This is a genomic window from Streptomyces sp. NRRL S-1022, assembly GCF_000720135.1.
GTDB lineage: Bacteria > Actinomycetota > Actinomycetes > Streptomycetales > Streptomycetaceae > Streptomyces.
Window position 1 is genome coordinate 1 of record NZ_JOIU01000005.1, and the last position, 15968, is coordinate 15968.

The following is a 15968-nucleotide window of genomic DNA, read 5'->3' on the forward strand; positions in this document are numbered from 1 at the left end:
CCGCCCGCGTCTCCGGAACCGGCGTGCCCCCCGTCGGCGGGGGTGGTGCCACGTCTGCGTCCGGGTCAGGCCCGGCTCCTGGGGCCGGCGCCGGGGGACCCGCCCGCGTCTCCGGAACCGGCGTGCCCCCCGTCGGCGGGGGTGGTGCCACGTCTGCGTCCGGGTCAGGCCCGGCTCCCGAGGGCGGCGCCCGGGGACCCGCCCGCGTCAGCGAGCCCGAGCGTGTCCTCCTGCTCGCGGCCGATGACGTGGACGGCCTCGCCGCGCTCCTTGGTGCCGGGGACGCGGTCGTGCTCGGCACCGGGCTCGATCCGGCACGGCCGCACGGCGACGCCGGTCCGGTCCGGCTCGGAGTCGTGGAACCCACCGCCAAACGGCTCGCCCTGGCCCGGCGCGCGGTCGCCAAGGGCGGCGCCTGGCACGGCCGTAGTGACGTCTGGTTCCGGCCCGGGCCGCTGCTCGGCCGCGCCGGCGGCAAGGTCGCGTTCGTCTTCCCGGGCCTGGAAGCGGACTTCACACCCCGCACTGACGACATCGCCGCCCACTTCGGCCTGCCCCCGGTCGACGGCGCCGGCCCGGACGTCCGGGTCGGCGACATCGGCCGGCACGGTTTCGGGGTCGTCGGCGTGGGCCGTCTGCTGGACCGGGCCCTGCGCCGCATGGGCGTCGTACCGGACGCGGTCGCCGGGCACAGCGTCGGCGAATGGACGGCCATGGCCGCGGCCGGGCTCTACTCGGCGGCCCAGGTGGACGCGTTCATGGCCGGGTTCGACCCGGACTCGGTCAGCGTCCCCGGCCTCGCCTTCGCCGCCGTCGGAACCTCCGCCGGCCACGTGCGGGCCGCGCTCGCCGGCGCCTGGGCGGACTTGGGGATAGTGCTGTCCCACGACAACGCGCCCCGCCAGTCCATGGTCTGCGGCCCCGGACCGGCCGTGGCGGACTTCGCGCGGGCGCTGCGTGCCGGGGGTGTGCTCTGCCAGGTGCTGCCGTTCCGGTCCGGTTTCCACACGCCGATGCTCGAACCGTACCTCGCCCCCATCAAGGCGGCCGCCGACCGCTTCCGGCTGCACCCGCCGACCGTGCCGGTGTGGTCGGGGACGACCGCGGCACCCTTCCCGCAAGAGGAGCCGGCGGTCCGCGAACTGTTCGTGCGGCACCTGCTGGAACCCGTCCGCTTCCGCGAGCTGACCGAGGCCCTGTACGCCGCCGGCCACCGCGTCTTCGTGCAGACCGGCCCCGGCCGGCTGCCCTCCCTCATCGGCGACACCCTCGGCGACCGCGACCACCTGGCCGTCGCCGCCAACTCCCCCCACCACGGCGGCCTGGCCCAACTCCGGCGCGTGGCCACCGCATTGTGGACGGCGGGGGCGGCCGTGGCACCGTACGCACCGCCCCCGGCAGGCCGGCCGGCCGTCACCCGCCCGCCGGTCCGCCTCGACCTCGGCAGCGCCCTGGTGTCCCTGGACGGCCCGACCCGCGAGGCCCTGCGCGCCCGGCTGCGCCCGACGCCGGCAACGGCCGCCCCCGCGCGCCCCGCCCCCTCCGGCGCCCCGGTCCTCGACGCCCTCGCCGCCCACCACCCGGCCGCCGCCGAACTCACCGCCCTCCTGCGCGACACCGCCACCACCGCGGCGGAACTGATCGCCGCGAGCCACCGGCCCGCGGGCCGGCCACCGGCACCCGCCGGCCGCGCGGCGGCGACCGGCGTTCCCACGGACACCGGGCCCGCCACCACCCCCGTCGGCCGCGCGGCGGCGACCGGCGTTCCCACGGACACCGGGCCCGCCACCACCCCCGCCGGCCGCCCGGCGGCGACCGGCGTTCCCACGGACACCGGGCCCGCCACCACCCCCGCCGGCCGCGCGACGGCGACCGCACGCCCCGTCACCACGACCCTGCACGTCTCCCTCGGCACCATGCCCCACCTCATCGACCACTGCTTCTTCCCGCAGCGCCCCGGCTGGCCGGACCCGGAGGACCGCTGGCCGGTCGTCCCGGCGACCACGATCGTGCGGCACATGATGGACGCGGCGGAGGCGGCGGCCCCCGGCCTGCGTGCCGTCGCCGTGCACGGCGCCCGGTTCGACCGCTGGCTCACCGCCGTACCCGCCGTCGACGTACCGGTCACCGTCGCACCGGACCCCGGCCGGCACGACCGGGTCACCGTCACCTTCGGCCCCACCGCCCGCGCCATGGTCGAACTCGCCCCGCACCACCCGGCCCCGCCCCCGCCCGGCCCTCTCCCGGCCGGCCCCGAGCGCGTCCCCGGCCACACCGCCGCCCAGCTCTACCGCGAGCGCTGGATGTTCCACGGACCGCGGTTCCAGGGCCTGACCGAGCTGACCGCGCTCGGCGAGCGGCACATCCGCGGAGTGCTCACCACACCCGCGGCACCCGGCGCCCTGCTGGACAACGTGGGCCAGTTGCTCGGCTACTGGATCATGGCGACCCGCACCGAGCGCACCGTCGTCTTCCCGGTGCAGCTGGGCCGGGCACGGTTCCACGGTCCGCACCCGGAGCCCGGCACCAGGGTCCACTGCGTGCTGCGGATCACCTCGCTCACGGACACCGTGCTGGAGGCGGACGCGGAGCTGACCGTCGGCGGCCGGGTCTGGGCCCGGCTGACGGGCTGGCAGGACCGCCGCTTCGACAACGACCCCACCACCCGGCCCGTCGAACGCTTCCCCGAACGGCACACCCTCGCCGCGGCCCTGCCCGGCGGCTGGGCGCTGCTGCACGAGCGGTGGCCGGACCTCGCCTCCCGCGAGCTGATCATGCGGAACTCGCTGGGCGGCGCGGAGCGCACCGAGTACGCCCAGCGCCCGCCGCGCGGGCGCCGGCAGTGGCTGCTCGGCCGGATCGCGGCCAAGGACGCCGTACGGCACTGGCTCTGGCGGCAGGGCGAGGGACCGGTCTTCCCGGCGGAGCTGCGGGTCGGCAACGACGCGCTCGGCCGCCCGTACGTCACCGGTGTGCACGGCCGGGAGCTGCCCCCGCTGGACGTCTCGCTCGCCCACCGGGCCGAGGCCGCCGTGGCGATCGTACGGCCGCACCGCCCGCAGCCCGGCCCCGGCATCGACATCGAGGAGGTCACCGACCGCGACCCGGCGACCCTGACCACCGCGCTCGGCCCGGCCGAACTGCGGCTCCTACGCACCCGCTGCGCGGACGGCGGCGACGGGCAGGCCGTGTGGTTCACCCGGTTCTGGGCCGCCAAGGAGGCGGTCGCCAAGGCCGAGGGCGTCGGATTCGGCGGCCGGCCCCGGGACTTCGCCGTACTGGAGGCCGCCCCGGACGGCAGCCGGCTCCTCGTCGCCGGCCGCCTCGAACGCGCCTACACCGTGCACTGCGCCCCGGCGGCCAACCCGCCCGCCCTGCCCCCGCGCGCCTACGTGGTGGCCTGGACCACCGGACCCGCGGCCGGCGACGGCCCTCCCGACGGCTCACCCGCCGCCCCAGCCGACGGCCCGCCCGGCCGGCCGCACGCCGGACCACCCGCCGCCCCCGCCGACTCAGCAGCCGAGGAGAACCCCCGATGAACCCCACCCAGCCGGCCCCCGCGCAGCCCACCGCCGACACCGTGCTCGCCGACGTCACCGGCATGCTCCGCACGGTCCTGGCGGAGTACGGCGACGACGACGTGGCGATCGGCATGTCCACCACCTTCAACCGGGACCTGGAACTGGAGAGCATCGACCTCGTCACCCTGGCCGGCCTGCTGGAGGAGCGGTACGGGCCCCGGGTCAACCTCGCCGAGTTCCTGGCCGGCATGGAGTTCGACGAGATCATCGAGCTGACCGTCGGCCGGCTCGTGGAGCACGTGACGGGGAGCCTGAACGCCACCCGGGCGGCCTGAGCCGTGGCGATGGTCGACGCCGGCGGCATCCGGCTGCACGTCCAGCGGACCGGCCCCACCGACGGCCGCACCCCGCACCCCACCGTCGTCCTGGTGCACGGACTGCTCACCGACAGCCTGGCCAGCTACTACTTCACCGTGGCGCCCGCGTTCGCGGCGGCCGGACTCGACGTCGTCATGTACGACCTGCGCGGCCACGGCCGCAGCGAGCGCCCGCCGCACGGCTACACCCTCGACCACAACATCGACGACCTGGAGGCGCTCCTCGGCCGGCTGGCCGTGACCGGGCCCGTGCACCTCGTCGGCAACTCCTACGGCGGCACCATCGCCTTCGGCTACGCGGCCCGCCACCCCGGCCGCGTGGCCAGCCTGACCCTGATCGAGTCCGAGCCGGCGACGGCCGCCTGGGCCGCGAAACTCGGCGGCATCCTGCGCCGGGTGCTGACCGAACTCGCGTACAACGAGCCCGACGCGATCGCCTGGATCACCGCCCACCGCGGCCACAACACCGCCCGCCTCGCCAAGGGCGCGGCCCGGCTGGCCCGCGAGACCACCCTGGGCCGGGACATCCCCGCCAGCCGAGTGCTCACCGAGGCCGAGATCGGCGCCGTGCGCTGCCCGGTCCTCGGGGTGTACGGCGGCGACTCGGACCTGGCGGACCTGGTGCCGGTGCAGCGGCGGCTGCTGACGGACTTCCGGGCGGTCGTGCTGCCCGGGCACGAGCACTCGGTCCTGGTCGAGGCGCCCGGCACCGTCGGCGGGCACATCCTCGACCTGGTCTCGGCGGGGGCGGTGGCCCGGTGAGCGGGTTCCTGTTCGTCGTCCCGCCGCTGACCGGGCACATCAACCCCGCCGTCGGCGTCGCCGCCCGGCTCGGGGCGCGCGGCCACCGGGTGGCCTGGGCGTGTGCCGACCCGGCGCTGGTGCGGCGGCTCGCGGGCGCGGACGCGGTGGTGTTCGGGTGCGCGGGACCGGTGCCGGGCGCCCCGGGCGCCGTACGGCCACCGGACCTGCGGGGCGCGGAGGCGCTGCGGTTCCTGTGGGAGGGGTACCTGCTGCCGCTCGCCGACGCGATGGCACCGGGGGTCCACGCGGCGGTCGCCGGGTTCCGCCCCGATGTGGTGGTCGCCGACCAGCAGGCCTTCGCCGGCGCCCTGGTGGCCGAACGCCGCAGACTGCCATGGGCCACCTCGGCGACCACGTCCGCCGAGTTCAGCGGCGCCTACGACGGGCTGCCCAAGGTCGCCGACCGGCTCCGGCAGCACCTCGCCGGGCTGCGCGCCCGCGTCGGCGACCCCGCCGGCACCGCCGACCCGCGCTCCTCACCCCACCTGCTGCTGGTGTTCAGCACGCCCGAGCTCATCGGCCCGCAGGCGCCGTCGGCCCCGCACATCCACTACGTCGGCCCCTCGCTCGCCGGCCGCCCGGCCGGACCGGACTTCCCCTGGGAACGGCTGGACCCCGGCCGGGCCAAGGTCCTGGTCACCCTCGGCACGGCCAACGCCGACGCCGGCGGGCGGTTCCTCGCCGCGTGCCTGGCCGCGCTGCGGGACCGCGCCGACCGGATCCAGGCGGTGATCGCCGACCCGGCCGGCACGCTGCCCGTGGCACCGGACGACAAGGACGTCCTCGCCCTGCCGGCCGTGCCCCAGCTGCGCCTGCTGGAACGGATGGACGCCGTCGTCTGCCACGCCGGCCACAACACCGTCTGCGAGGCCCTGTGGCACGGCGTCCCGCTCGTCGTCGCGCCGATCCGGGACGACCAGCCCGTGGTGGCGGGGCAGGTCGTGGATGCCGGTGCGGGCGTCCGGGTCCGCTTCGGCCGGGTCACCGCGGCCCGCCTGGGCGAGGCCCTCGACACCGCCCTGCACGATCCCGCCCACCGGGCCGCCGCCGCCCGGATCGGCACCGCGTTCCACGCCGCGGGCGGCGTCCCGGCCGCGGCGGCCCACCTCGAACGACTGGCAGCGGAGACCCGATGACCGAGGCACGAGAAACCGAGGCACGAGAGACCGAGGCACGAGAGACCGACGCACGGGAGACCGAGGCACGAGAGACCGACGCCCCGGAACCCGCGCGGGACGCCGGTGACAGGACAGCCCGGATCGCCGCACTCCGCGAGGCCTACCGCGCCGATCTGGACGCGGGTACCGACCGTTTCCTGGGGCCCCGGCGCACCACGTGCCCCTGGTGCTCCTCCGGTCGGCTCGCTCCCCGCCTGCGGACCACCGACCTGCTCCAGCACAAGCCCGGTCGCTTCACGCTGGAGGGCTGTGCGGACTGCGGTCACGTCTTCCAGAACCCGCAGCTGACCGCCGAGGGGCTGGAGTTCTACTACCGGGACTTCTACGACGGCCTCGGTGAGCAGCGGATGAGCGGCACCTTCGGGGGGCGTGCGGCGATGTACCGGGGCCGCGTCGAGGCGATGCTGCCGCACGATTCCGCGCCGAAGGCGTGGCTGGACGTCGGCACCGGCCACGGTCACTTCTGCGCGACCGCCCGCACCGTCCTGCCCGGCACGGTCTTCGACGGCCTCGACTTCACCGACGGCGTCGCACTCGCCGCCCGCGAGGGCCGCGTGGACCACGCCTACCGCGGTGCCTTCCCCGAGCTGGCCCCGACACTCGCCTCCCGCTACGACGTGGTGAGCATGTTCCACTACCTGGAGCACAGCACCGACCCCGACCGCGAGCTGCGCGCCGCCCACGAGGCCGTACGGCCCGGCGGCCACCTCCTGATCGAGGTGCCGGACCCGCAGAGCCGCTATGCCCGGCTCCTCGGCCGCTGGTGGCTGCCCTGGCTCCAGCCGCAGCACCTGCACTTCATACCGGTCGCCAACCTGCGCCGCCGGCTCGCCGGCCTCGGCTTCACGGTGGTCGCGGAACAGCACGCCGAGGCGCACGACCCGGTCGACCTGCTCGCCGCCGTCTGGCTCGCGCTCGACCACACCGCCCCGCGCGAGGACGCGCCCTGGCTCCCGGCACGCCCCGGCCCGCTGCGCCGGGCCGCACGCACCGCCCTCCTGCTGGCCGGCGTCCCGGCGCTGCTCACCGCGACCCTCCTCGACCGGTTCGCCGTACGGCCGCTGTCCCGGCGCCTCGGCCTGTGCAACGCGTACCGCTTGGTCGCGCGCAGGCAGTGACCCCTCCGGCGCCCCCGTGAAAGCGACGCGGACCAGGTAGCCTTCCACTGGGGCGCGCCTGTGCACGCGGCGGCCCGGCAGCCCGGAGGGCACGACAGCGACAGGGGAGGAACCGGCGGTGCACGTCCAGGATTGGCTCGACTCGGTGCCGGCGGCCGCCGTCTACGCCGTGGTGGCCCTGGTGATCGGTCTGGAGAGTCTGGGCATCCCGCTGCCGGGCGAGATCGTCCTCGTCTCCGCGGCGCTGATGTCCTCCCAGCACTCGGGTGTCAACCCGGTCGTCCTCGGCATCTGCGCGACCGCCGGTGCGGTGATCGGCGACTCCATCGGGTACGCCATCGGCCGCAAGGGCGGACGCCCGCTGCTGGCCTGGCTCGGCGGGAAGTTCCCGCGCCACTTCGGCCCGGGACATGTGGCCACCGCCGAGCGCTCCTTCGAGAAGTGGGGCATGTGGGCGGTCTTCTTCGGCCGCTTCGTCGCCCTTCTGCGCATCTTCGCCGGCCCCCTCGCGGGCGTCCTCCACATGCCGTACTGGAAGTTCCTGATCGCCAACGTCCTCGGCGGCATCTGCTGGGCCGGCGGCACCACGGCCGTCGTCTACTACGTCGGCACGGTCGCCGAGGACTGGCTGAAGCGCTTCTCGTACCTGGGCCTGGTGGCGGCGGTCCTGATCGGCCTGGCGTCGATGCTGATCATCAAGCGCAAGGCGAAGAAGGCCCAGGCGGACCACCGCGAGGCGGAACCCGTGGGCGCGGGGACCGAAGCGCCCTGAAGGGGCGCGGGGAACCGCGCGGCCGGCCCCCGCACCCGCCGGCGAACCTACTCGTGCACCCCGCGGTGCGCCTTCGCCAACTCGGCGTAGAGCGTGCCGTTGAGGGTCACCCCGCCCCGCTCCTCCTCGGACAGCGGCCGCTTCACCTTCGCCGGCACCCCCGCCACCAGCGACCCGGGCGGCACGACCATCCCCTGCGGCACCAGGGCCTGGGCCGCCACCAGCGACCCCGCTCCGATCACCGCCCCGTTCAGCACGGTCGCCCCCATCCCGACGAGGCAGTCGTCCTCCACGGTCGCCCCGTGCACCACCGCGTTGTGCCCGATGGACACCCGCTCGCCGACGGTCACCGGGAACCCGGGATCGGCGTGCAGGGTGACGTTGTCCTGCACATTGGCCTGCGCCCCCACGGTGATCCGCTCGACGTCCCCGCGCACCACGGCCCCGTACCAGACACTGGCTCCCGCGTGCAGCGTGACATCCCCGATCACGGATGCCGTAGGGGCCACGAACGCCTCCGGATCGACCCGGGGCTCCTTGCCCCCGATACCCACGATCAGCGCTTTGTGCGTCATCACCGTCTCCTCGTGTCGGCCGTACGGGGCACGGTACGACACCGGGTGGGGCAAAGATCACAGCAGCCCGCCCGCTGCGCCGGAGGCGACCGGTGAGTAACGTGACCCCGTGCCGAAGCGCAAGAACACGTTCTCATTGTGGCGACAGGGCCTGGCCCAGCGAGCCGTACACGCTGCCTGGTCCTGGGTCCAGCGCACCGGATCCGTCACGGCCGAGCACCCGGCGGGCCTCCGCTTCGGCGCGATCGGCGAAGCCACCCGGCTGGCCTTCCCGCTCGGCACGGTCTTCGGCGAACCCTGGATCCGGCTCGGCTCCCACTGCATCATCGCCGAGCAGGTCACCCTCACCGCCGGCCTGATGCCCGGCCTCGACCTCGGCCCGGACCCGATCCTGCGCATCGGCGACGGCGTGGTCCTAGGCCGCGGCAGCCATGTCATCGCGGACACGGCGGTCACCATCGGCAGCGACTGCTACTTCGGCCCGTACGTCTACGTCACCTCCACCAACCACTCCTACGACGACCCGCACGAGCCCATCGGCCGGCAGTGGCCGCGGATGGAGCCGGTCGAGATCGGCCCGGGCTGCTGGATCGGCACCGGCGCGGTGATCCTGCCGGGCGCGCGGATCGGCCGGAACGTGGTCGTGGCGGCCGGTGCGGTGGTCCGGGGCACGGTGCCCGACCATGCGGTGGTGGCGGGGGCGCCCGCCAGGGTCGTACGGCGCTGGACGGCCGAGGACGGCTGGCAGCCGCCGCTGCGGACGCCCGCTCCGGTGCCGATACCCGACGGCATGACGCCGGGGCAGTTGCGGGCGCTGGCGGACCTGGACGAGGAGGCGATGGCGCGGCTGGCCGCGCTGGAGCCCGAGGGCTGACGCGGCCGGGTCAGCCGGTCGCCAGCAGCAGCGTGCCCAGCAGGGCAAGACCGGCCCCCGCCGCCTGGACCGCGCGCAGCCGCTCGCGCAGGAAGCCGCGCGCGGCCAGCGCGGTCACCACCGGATACAGCGAGGCGAGGACGGCCGCGACGGTGACCGGACCGCTGCGGGCGGCGATCGCGTAGGTGCCGTTGGCCGCCACGTCGGCCAGTCCGACGAAGGCCAGCGCGGGCAGCGAGGCCCACGGGAAGCCGCCTCCCGGCAGGGCGGCACGGCCGCGCCGCACGGAGACGGCGAGCGCGGTCCCGCCCACCGCGATGTTCGTCAGCCGCTGCACGAACAGGGCGAGGAACAGGCCGGTCACATCGGTCGAGGCCTCCGCGATCAGCGCGAACACCGTCCCGAAGCCGAGCGCCGCGACCAGCGTGAGCAGCACCGCGCGCCGCTGCACGGCCGCGCCCCGCAGCTGCGGGCCGCCGGCGAGGACGACCCCGGTGACGGCGACCGCGATGCCCGCGACCTGGAGCAGTCCGGGCCGCTCGCCGAGGACCAGACCGACGCCGACGGGCACGGCGACGCTCAGGGTGGCGAGCGGCGAGACCACGCCCATGGGGCCGAGCGCGAGCGCCTGGTAGAAGGAGAGCAGGGCCACCGGTCCGGCCAGGCCCGCCGCGAACGCGAACCACAGCCGGGGGCCGGCCTCGCTCCAGCCGCCGGTGGCGAACACGACCGCGCCCAGGACGGCCGCCGCGACCGCCTGCGAGACGACCACGACCGTCAGCGCCGGGGTACGCCGTGTCAGCAGCCCGCCGCCGAAGTCGGCCAGCCCCCACAGCAGGCTGGTGGTCAAGGCGAAGAATGCTGTCACGGCCGGCCTCGCAGTACAGTTCGGTGAACGCTCAGGTGCACCTCACCGTAGTTCAGCACACTGAACTGCGCCATTAAGAATATTGAACTTCCCGGATATTGGACGCAACGTGTCGGACCTCGAACTCCTGACCCAGTCCCTGGCGCGCAACGTCAGGCACTGGCGCTCGGTGCGCGGCTTCACGCTGGACGTGCTCGCCGCCCGGGCCGGTGTCAGCCGCGGCATGCTCATCCAGATCGAGCAGGCCCGCACCAACCCCAGCATCGGCACGGTCGTCAAGATCGGCGACGCCCTCGGCGTCAGCATCACCACCCTCCTCGACTACGAGCAGGGCCCCCGGGTCCGCGTGGTCCCCGCGGAACGCGCCGTACGGCTCTGGCACACGGAGGCCGGCAGCTACAACCGGCTGCTCGCCGGCACCGAGGCGCCCGGACCGCTGGAGATGTGGGACTGGCGGCTGATGCCGGGGGAGAGCAGCCCCTCCGAGCCGCACCCCGGCGGCACCATCGAACTGGTCCACGTCACCGCCGGCGAGCTGACGCTCACCGTCGAGGGCGAGGAGTACCGCGTCCCGGCCGGCGCGAGCGTCTCCTTCGAGGCCAACGTCCCCCACCGCTACGGCAACCGGGGCGAGGAGCCGATGGAGATGGTGATGGCCGTCTCGGTGCCGCCCGTGCCCTGAGACACCGCTACGGCGGGCCGGCGGCCCTTGCTAGCGTGCGGCCATGCGCGCACCCATCGGAGACTTCGACACCGCCACCCCCGCCCCGGACTGCCTGGACGAGCTGACCGCCCCGGTCGCCGACGCCGTACGCCACTGGCAGGGCGCGGTCCCGGCCGACCGGATCCTGTACGTCGAGACCGAGCCGCAGTGGGCCGACACGGCCGTCTTCGTGGAGCACTACGGCCGGGACCTGCTTCAGCATTCGGCGAACTGCGTGGTGGTCGCGGGCAAGCGGGCCGGCGAGACGACCCTGGCCGCCTGCGTGGTGCCGTCCACCACCCGGGTCGACGTCAACGGTGCCGCCCGCCGTCAACTGGGCGCCCGCAAGGCCTCCTTCGCCTCGATGGAGACGGCGACCGGCGAGACCGGCATGGAGTACGGCGGCATCACCCCGCTCGGGCTGCCCACCGGCTGGCCGGTCCTGGTGGACTCCGCCGTCGTCGACCTGCCCTACGTCCTGGTCGGCAGCGGACGCCGGCGCGGCAAGCTGCTGGTGCCCGGCAAGGCCCTAGCCGGACTGCCCGGCGCGGTCGTCCTGGAGGGGCTGGGCCTCACCGCCTGAACTGCCGGGGAGCGTCGTCCCGCCGTCCGGCGGCGCGCCGACCGGGGTGCAGGAGGGTCAGAACGCCTCGGCCGTCCCGAGGTACTGCTCGGCGAAGGCGGCCGCCGCCGCGGGCGAGGTGAACAGCCGGCGCAGCCGGGCCAGCGTGGTGCCGGCGCGGTACGAGTCGCCGTACGAGGCGCCGTGGTAGATCTCGGAGAGCCACTCCGAGAACTCCTGGTAGTCCCACACCCGGCGCAGACAGGCGTCCGAGTAGCCGTCCAGGCCCGCCGGGTCCTCCTTGTCCAGGTACGCGGCCAGGGCGTCGCCGAGCAGGAACGCGTCGTGCAGCGCCAGGTTCATGCCCTTCGCCGCGATCGGCGCGACGAGGTGCGCGGCGTCGCCGGCCAGGAAGAGCCGGCCGAACACCATGGGCTCGACGACGTAGGTGTGCATGTCCAGCACCCGCTTCTCCAGCAGCCGCCCCTCCGTCAGCGGCGGCCGGTCCGCCGCCGCCAGGCGCCGCTGGAGCTGGTCCCAGACGCGCTCGTGCGTCCAGGCGTCCGGGTCGTCGCCGGGCGGGCACTGGAGGTAGTAGCGGGTCATCCCGGCACTGCGGGGCATGTGCCCGGCGAACCCGTCGGTGTGCATGCCGAACAGCACGCGGTCGGAGGACGGCGGTGCCTCGGCCAGCAGGGCCAGCCAGCCGATGCCGTAGTCGTGCCGGGAGATCCGCGCCCGCGGCGGCAGCGCGGCCCGGCTCGCCCCGCGCGCCCCGTCGCAGCCGGCGACGAAGTCGCAGTACACCAGCCGCCGTTCGCCGCTGTCCGGGTCGGTGTAGGAGACGGCGGGCCGGTCCGAGTCCAGATCGTGCAGGCGTACGTCCCGCACGCCGAAACGGATCTCGCCGCCGCGCACGTCGGCGTACTCGCGCACCAGGTCGGTCACGAGCAGCGGCTGCGGGTGGATCCAGTGATGGCGCCCCGTCAGTTCCGCGTAGTCGAAGCGGTAGCCGTGCCCGTCGAAGCGGAACTCGCACGCGGAGTGCCGTTCGGCCCGCTCCACCAGCCGGCCGGCCAGACCGCGTCGCTCCAGTTCGCGTACGGCCCACTCCTCGACGACTCCGGCCCGCGGCCGCTGCTCGATGAACGCCCTGCTCTCGGTCTCCAGGACCAGGCAGTCGAGACCGGCGGCCCGCAGGATGTTCCCGACGGTCAGGCCGGCCGGTCCGGCGCCCACGACGACGACCGGGAAGCGGGCAGCGGTGGGGGAGGCGGGGCGGGGGGAGGGAGACGTCACGCGGGCAATTATGACGGTGTCCCGTCAGCCGGGCCGACGGGACACCGTGGGGGAGAGGTGAAGGGTCAGTGCGCGGGCGCGTCCGTCACCACGACCTCGTCGATGCTCTGCTCGATCGCCTCGGGCTTGGACGCGGTGGCCTTGGCCCAGTAGTACACGACCAGGGAGAAGACCGCGACGATCAGCATGTCCCACCACAGCCCGATGGTGCCCCGGCCGCCGCCGAAACCGCCCAGCCAGGAGATCACGCCCATGCCCAGCAGGTACCCGGGCAGCCACTGCGCCGCCCTGAAGTCCAGCCGCGGCGCGTCCGGCAGGCCCTTGCGGATCGCGTACCAGGCGTACGAGCCGAGCAGCACGTAGCCGAGCAGGATCGCGAAGCCCAGCCGCCACAGCGTGCCCCAGCCGGCCCAGTAGATGATCAGGTCGGCGACCACGAAGGACAGCGGCGAGACGATCTTGCCGCCGGGCAGCCGGTACGGGCGCTCCAGGTGCGGCAGCCGGTCGGCGAACACGCCGTAGGCCAGCGGGGCGCCCGCGTACATCAGCACGCTCGCCGAGGTGATGAAGCCCACCAGCGTCTGCCAGCTCGGGAACGGCAGGAAGCAGATCACACCGGTGACGAACGCGATGATCAGGCCGAACCACGGCACACCGCGCTTGTCGGTCTTGGTGAACAGCTTCGGTGCGTACCCGTTCTTCGCGAGGCCGTAGGAGACGCGGGAGGTGGCCGTGGTGTAGATCAGGCCGGTGCCGCCGGGGGAGATCACCGCGTCGATGTACAGCACCACGCTCAGCCAGCCCAGGCCCACCAGGGTGGCGAGGCCCGCCCAGGGGCCGCTGATGCCCGGGAAGTCCAGGTGGGCCCAGCCGTGCGCGAAGGAGGTGTGCGGCAGGGCGGCGATGAAGACGACCTGGAGCAGGAGGTAGATGACGGCGCCGATCGCGACCGAGCCCAGCGTCGCGCGCGGCAGGTCGCGCTGCGGGTTGCGGCTCTCGCCGGCCAGCTGGATCGCCTGCTCGAAGCCCAGCAGGGCGAAGATGATGCCGCTGTCGCTGATGGCGCTCAGCACGCCCTTGGCGCCGAACGGCGCGAAGCCCTCGGAGGTGAAGTTGCCGGGGTGGAAGTTGCCGATCGCGATGACGAAGATCGCCGCGAGCGGGACGGCGATCTTCCACCAGGTCGCGGCGCTGTTGGTGTGCGCCAGGGCACGGACGCCGAAGAAGTTGACGCCGACGAAGAGGGCCATGAGCACCACGGCCACGGCGAAGCCGCTCGCGGTCAGCGTGCCGTCGGGGTGCTGGAGGCCGGTGGCCCACTGCCAGTGCTTGGCGTAGCCGATCATGGCCTCGACCTCGATCGGGGCCACCGTCGCCGCCTGCAGCCAGGAGAACCAGCCGAAGGACATGCCGGCCAGGCCGCCGAAGGCGTAGTGCGGGTAGCGGGCGGTGCCGCCGGCCACAGGGAACATGCCGCCGAGTTCGGCGTGCACCAGGGCGAGCAGCACGATGGCCACCGCGCCGATCACCCACGAGATGATCGCCGCGGGGCCCGCCGCCACAACCGCCTTCTCGGCGCCGAAGAGCCAGCCGGACCCGATGATGGAGCCCACCGAGGCCCACATCAGGCCGATGAGCCCGACGTCCCGGCGCAAGCCGCCGCCGGAGTCCGTCGGGGCTATCGGCACAGCATGGTCGACTTTCGCCATGTCAAGTGGCCTCTCAGATCGTAAACACAGGATTAACGAGCAAGGAGGCCACACATTAGGGACGCGTTCCGTCTTGGCAGAAGACTGTTAACCAAGTTTTGACCCGGGATCTCCGGTGTCTTGGGAACAGTCTTCGCACAGGTCAGGGCATGGGCCGAATGTCAATATTCAGCGGTGAATTGTGAGAAGAAAGTGAGACAGGTCAGCGCAGGAGGGGAATTTCGATCGCGGGGCACCGGTCCATGACCATCTCCAGGCCCGCCGCCCGGGTCCGCGCGTACGCGGCCTCGTCGACGACGCCCAGCTGGAACCACACCGCCCGCGCGCCCTTCGCCACGGCCTCGTCCGCGACCGGGCCGGCCAGCTCGCTGTTGACGAAGACGTCGACCACGTCCACGTCGAAGGGGACGTCCGCGAGGGAGGCGTAGCCCCGCTCGCCGTGCACCGTCTCGGCCTTCGGGTGCACCGGCACGATCCGCTTGCCGAACCGTTGCAGCACCCGTGCCACCCCGTAGGCGGCCCGGTGCTGGTTCGAGGACAGGCCGACCACCGCCCAGGTGTCGCCCATCCCGGTCAGGATCCTGCGGATCGTCGCCTCGTCGCCGTACATCGGCCGCCTCCTCGGGCTGCGGGAACTGTGTGTCCGGGCAACAGTGCCCCGGCGGGTACGGATTCCCGCCGTACCCCGGCACGATGACCGCGCGCTGACCGGAATCGGTGCGAGCCGCTGCGTACGGGCGCTCGCCCGCCTACGCTCACCCCGTGCTGCACATCCTCGACGCCCGAACCGGTGAGCCCGTCCCCGCCGCGCCCGCCCGCCGCGGCCTGACCCGCATCCAGGCCCACGCCCGGCGTCTCGACCCGACGGCCCTGCGGGTGCTGCTCACCGCCGACCTGCTCGTCCGCGCGCTGGAACTGGGCGGCACCCCGGTCTGGACGATCCTCACGTCCCCCCGCGACCACGCCGAGCTCCGCACCGCCGCCACCCGCCTGGCCATCCGCCCCTTCGAAGACGCCCACGACCTCGCCTCGGGCCTCGGCGAGTCCCAGGCCATCCATGTGGCGCAACGGGGGGCCGGGAACACCCTCGGGGAGGGACCGGTGGTCGGCGTAGGGGAGGTGGAGTGGCCCGGTGCGAGTGCGGGTGCGGGAGCCGATCCTGGTGCCGGTGCGGCTGTCGCCGGTGGGCGTTTCGCCGCCGGGGATGCCCGTGGAACGTCGGATCCCGCCGGACCCTCGCCGCTTCCCGTGCTGCTCTCCGACCCCTCCGCCCTCCGGCTCGCGCTGCTCGCCGTCCCGCGGAGCGAACCCGTACGGCTGGACCCGGCCGCCCTGGAGGACGCCGCCGGGAATCTCGCCCGGTGGCGGCGGGCCGTCGCCGGCTGGGCGCGGCAGCCCTCGCGGCCGGTCCCCGGCGAGGTGCGGGAACGGCTGCGTGCCGCCTGGGAGGACGACCTGGACCTGCCCGCGGTGCTCGGCGTCCTGCGTGACGTGGAGAGCGCCCCCGGTCTCGCGGACGGCGCCCGGTTCGAGACGTTCGCCTACGCCGACCGGTTGCTGGCCCTCGATCTCGTGCGGGACATCGGGGGTGCGGGGTGAGCGGGGCGT

14 protein-coding genes and 1 pseudogene are annotated in these 15968 nt (G+C 74.5%); 10 read left to right on the forward strand and 5 right to left on the reverse strand.

The window, feature by feature from the left end:
- Nucleotides 1-167: 167 nt before the first annotated feature.
- The 6 genes and pseudogenes from IG05_RS0106005 to IG05_RS0106030 form a co-directional block, all read left to right on the forward strand.
- Nucleotides 168-3419 (forward strand): annotated as a pseudogene (locus IG05_RS0106005) (acyltransferase domain-containing protein); the annotation flags it as partial.
- Between the two features lie 116 nt (nucleotides 3420-3535).
- Nucleotides 3536-3856, forward strand: a complete 321-nt coding sequence (locus tag IG05_RS0106010) for an acyl carrier protein (RefSeq protein ID WP_030339835.1) — start codon at nucleotides 3536-3538, stop codon at nucleotides 3854-3856.
- A gap of 9 nt (nucleotides 3857-3865) precedes the next feature.
- Nucleotides 3866-4660: an alpha/beta hydrolase gene (locus IG05_RS0106015; protein ID WP_051789540.1), complete on the forward strand. Its 795-nt coding sequence runs from the start codon at nucleotides 3866-3868 to the stop codon at nucleotides 4658-4660.
- On the forward strand, nucleotides 4657-5838 hold the full coding sequence (locus IG05_RS0106020) for a glycosyltransferase (protein WP_030339838.1): 1182 nt from the start codon (nucleotides 4657-4659) through the stop codon (nucleotides 5836-5838). Before IG05_RS0106015 ends, IG05_RS0106020 begins: the two co-directional genes overlap by 4 nt.
- Nucleotides 5835-6998: a class I SAM-dependent methyltransferase gene (locus IG05_RS0106025; RefSeq protein WP_107051299.1), complete on the forward strand. Its 1164-nt coding sequence runs from the start codon at nucleotides 5835-5837 to the stop codon at nucleotides 6996-6998. Before IG05_RS0106020 ends, IG05_RS0106025 begins: the two co-directional genes overlap by 4 nt.
- A gap of 118 nt (nucleotides 6999-7116) precedes the next feature.
- The gene (locus IG05_RS0106030) at nucleotides 7117-7770 is read left to right on the forward strand and encodes a DedA family protein (RefSeq protein WP_030339841.1); all 654 of its coding nucleotides are present in this window, start codon (nucleotides 7117-7119) and stop codon (nucleotides 7768-7770) included.
- A gap of 47 nt (nucleotides 7771-7817) precedes the next feature.
- Here IG05_RS0106030 and IG05_RS0106035 read toward each other — a convergent pair whose 3' ends face one another.
- The gene (locus IG05_RS0106035; RefSeq protein WP_030339846.1) at nucleotides 7818-8345 is read right to left on the reverse strand and encodes a gamma carbonic anhydrase family protein; all 528 of its coding nucleotides are present in this window, start codon (nucleotides 8343-8345) and stop codon (nucleotides 7818-7820) included.
- Between the two features lie 109 nt (nucleotides 8346-8454).
- Here IG05_RS0106035 and IG05_RS0106040 point away from each other — a divergent pair, with 109 nt between their 5' ends.
- Entirely contained in the window at nucleotides 8455-9219 is a 765-nt protein-coding gene (locus IG05_RS0106040; protein ID WP_030339848.1) for an acyltransferase, read from the forward strand.
- A 10-nt stretch (nucleotides 9220-9229) separates the two neighbouring features.
- On the opposite strand, the gene IG05_RS0106045 is transcribed toward IG05_RS0106040, so the two are convergent.
- On the reverse strand, nucleotides 9230-10087 hold the full coding sequence (locus tag IG05_RS0106045; protein WP_030339849.1) for a DMT family transporter: 858 nt from the start codon (nucleotides 10085-10087) through the stop codon (nucleotides 9230-9232).
- 109 nt (nucleotides 10088-10196) lie between these two features.
- On the opposite strand from IG05_RS0106045, the gene IG05_RS0106050 reads away from it, so the two are divergent.
- Both IG05_RS0106050 and IG05_RS0106055 read left to right on the forward strand, forming a co-directional pair.
- Nucleotides 10197-10769 carry a helix-turn-helix domain-containing protein gene (locus tag IG05_RS0106050; RefSeq protein ID WP_030339850.1) on the forward strand — a complete coding sequence of 191 codons (573 nt, stop codon included), beginning with the start codon at nucleotides 10197-10199 and terminating at the stop codon, nucleotides 10767-10769.
- A gap of 43 nt (nucleotides 10770-10812) precedes the next feature.
- Nucleotides 10813-11373, forward strand: a complete 561-nt coding sequence (locus tag IG05_RS0106055; RefSeq protein WP_030339851.1) for a YbaK/EbsC family protein — start codon at nucleotides 10813-10815, stop codon at nucleotides 11371-11373.
- Nucleotides 11374-11430: 57 nt separating this feature from the next.
- Here the strand turns inward: IG05_RS0106055 and IG05_RS0106060 are convergent, their stop codons facing one another.
- From IG05_RS0106060 to IG05_RS0106070, 3 genes are all read right to left on the reverse strand, one after another.
- Nucleotides 11431-12651 (reverse strand): 4-hydroxybenzoate 3-monooxygenase, encoded by a 1221-nt coding sequence (locus IG05_RS0106060; RefSeq protein WP_030339852.1) that lies wholly within the window; start codon nucleotides 12649-12651, stop codon nucleotides 11431-11433.
- 65 nt (nucleotides 12652-12716) lie between these two features.
- Nucleotides 12717-14360 (reverse strand): APC family permease, encoded by a 1644-nt coding sequence (locus IG05_RS0106065; protein WP_030339854.1) that lies wholly within the window; start codon nucleotides 14358-14360, stop codon nucleotides 12717-12719.
- Between the two features lie 202 nt (nucleotides 14361-14562).
- A complete protein-coding gene (locus tag IG05_RS0106070) occupies nucleotides 14563-14970 on the reverse strand; it encodes a CoA-binding protein (RefSeq protein WP_030339856.1) in 408 nt (135 codons plus the stop codon).
- A gap of 152 nt (nucleotides 14971-15122) precedes the next feature.
- Between IG05_RS0106070 and IG05_RS0106075 the strand changes: the two genes are divergently transcribed.
- Entirely contained in the window at nucleotides 15123-15959 is an 837-nt protein-coding gene (locus IG05_RS0106075) for a hypothetical protein (RefSeq protein ID WP_030339857.1), read from the forward strand.
- Nucleotides 15960-15968 lie beyond the last annotated feature (9 nt).

Bases quoted from the DNA above. Each gene is read 5' to 3' on its own strand.
- IG05_RS0106055 (WP_030339851.1), top strand. From the start codon at position 10,813: ATGCGCGCACCCATCGGAGACTTCGACACCGCCACCCCCGCCCCGGAC.
- IG05_RS0106025 (WP_107051299.1), top strand. From the start codon at position 5,835: ATGACCGAGGCACGAGAAACCGAGGCACGAGAGACCGAGGCACGAGAG.
- IG05_RS0106035 (WP_030339846.1), bottom strand. From the start codon at position 8,345: ATGACGCACAAAGCGCTGATCGTGGGTATCGGGGGCAAGGAGCCCCGG.
- IG05_RS0106070 (WP_030339856.1), bottom strand. From the start codon at position 14,970: ATGTACGGCGACGAGGCGACGATCCGCAGGATCCTGACCGGGATGGGC.
- IG05_RS0106065 (WP_030339854.1), bottom strand. From the start codon at position 14,360: ATGGCGAAAGTCGACCATGCTGTGCCGATAGCCCCGACGGACTCCGGC.
- IG05_RS0106010 (WP_030339835.1), top strand. From the start codon at position 3,536: ATGAACCCCACCCAGCCGGCCCCCGCGCAGCCCACCGCCGACACCGTG.
- IG05_RS0106015 (WP_051789540.1), top strand. From the start codon at position 3,866: ATGGTCGACGCCGGCGGCATCCGGCTGCACGTCCAGCGGACCGGCCCC.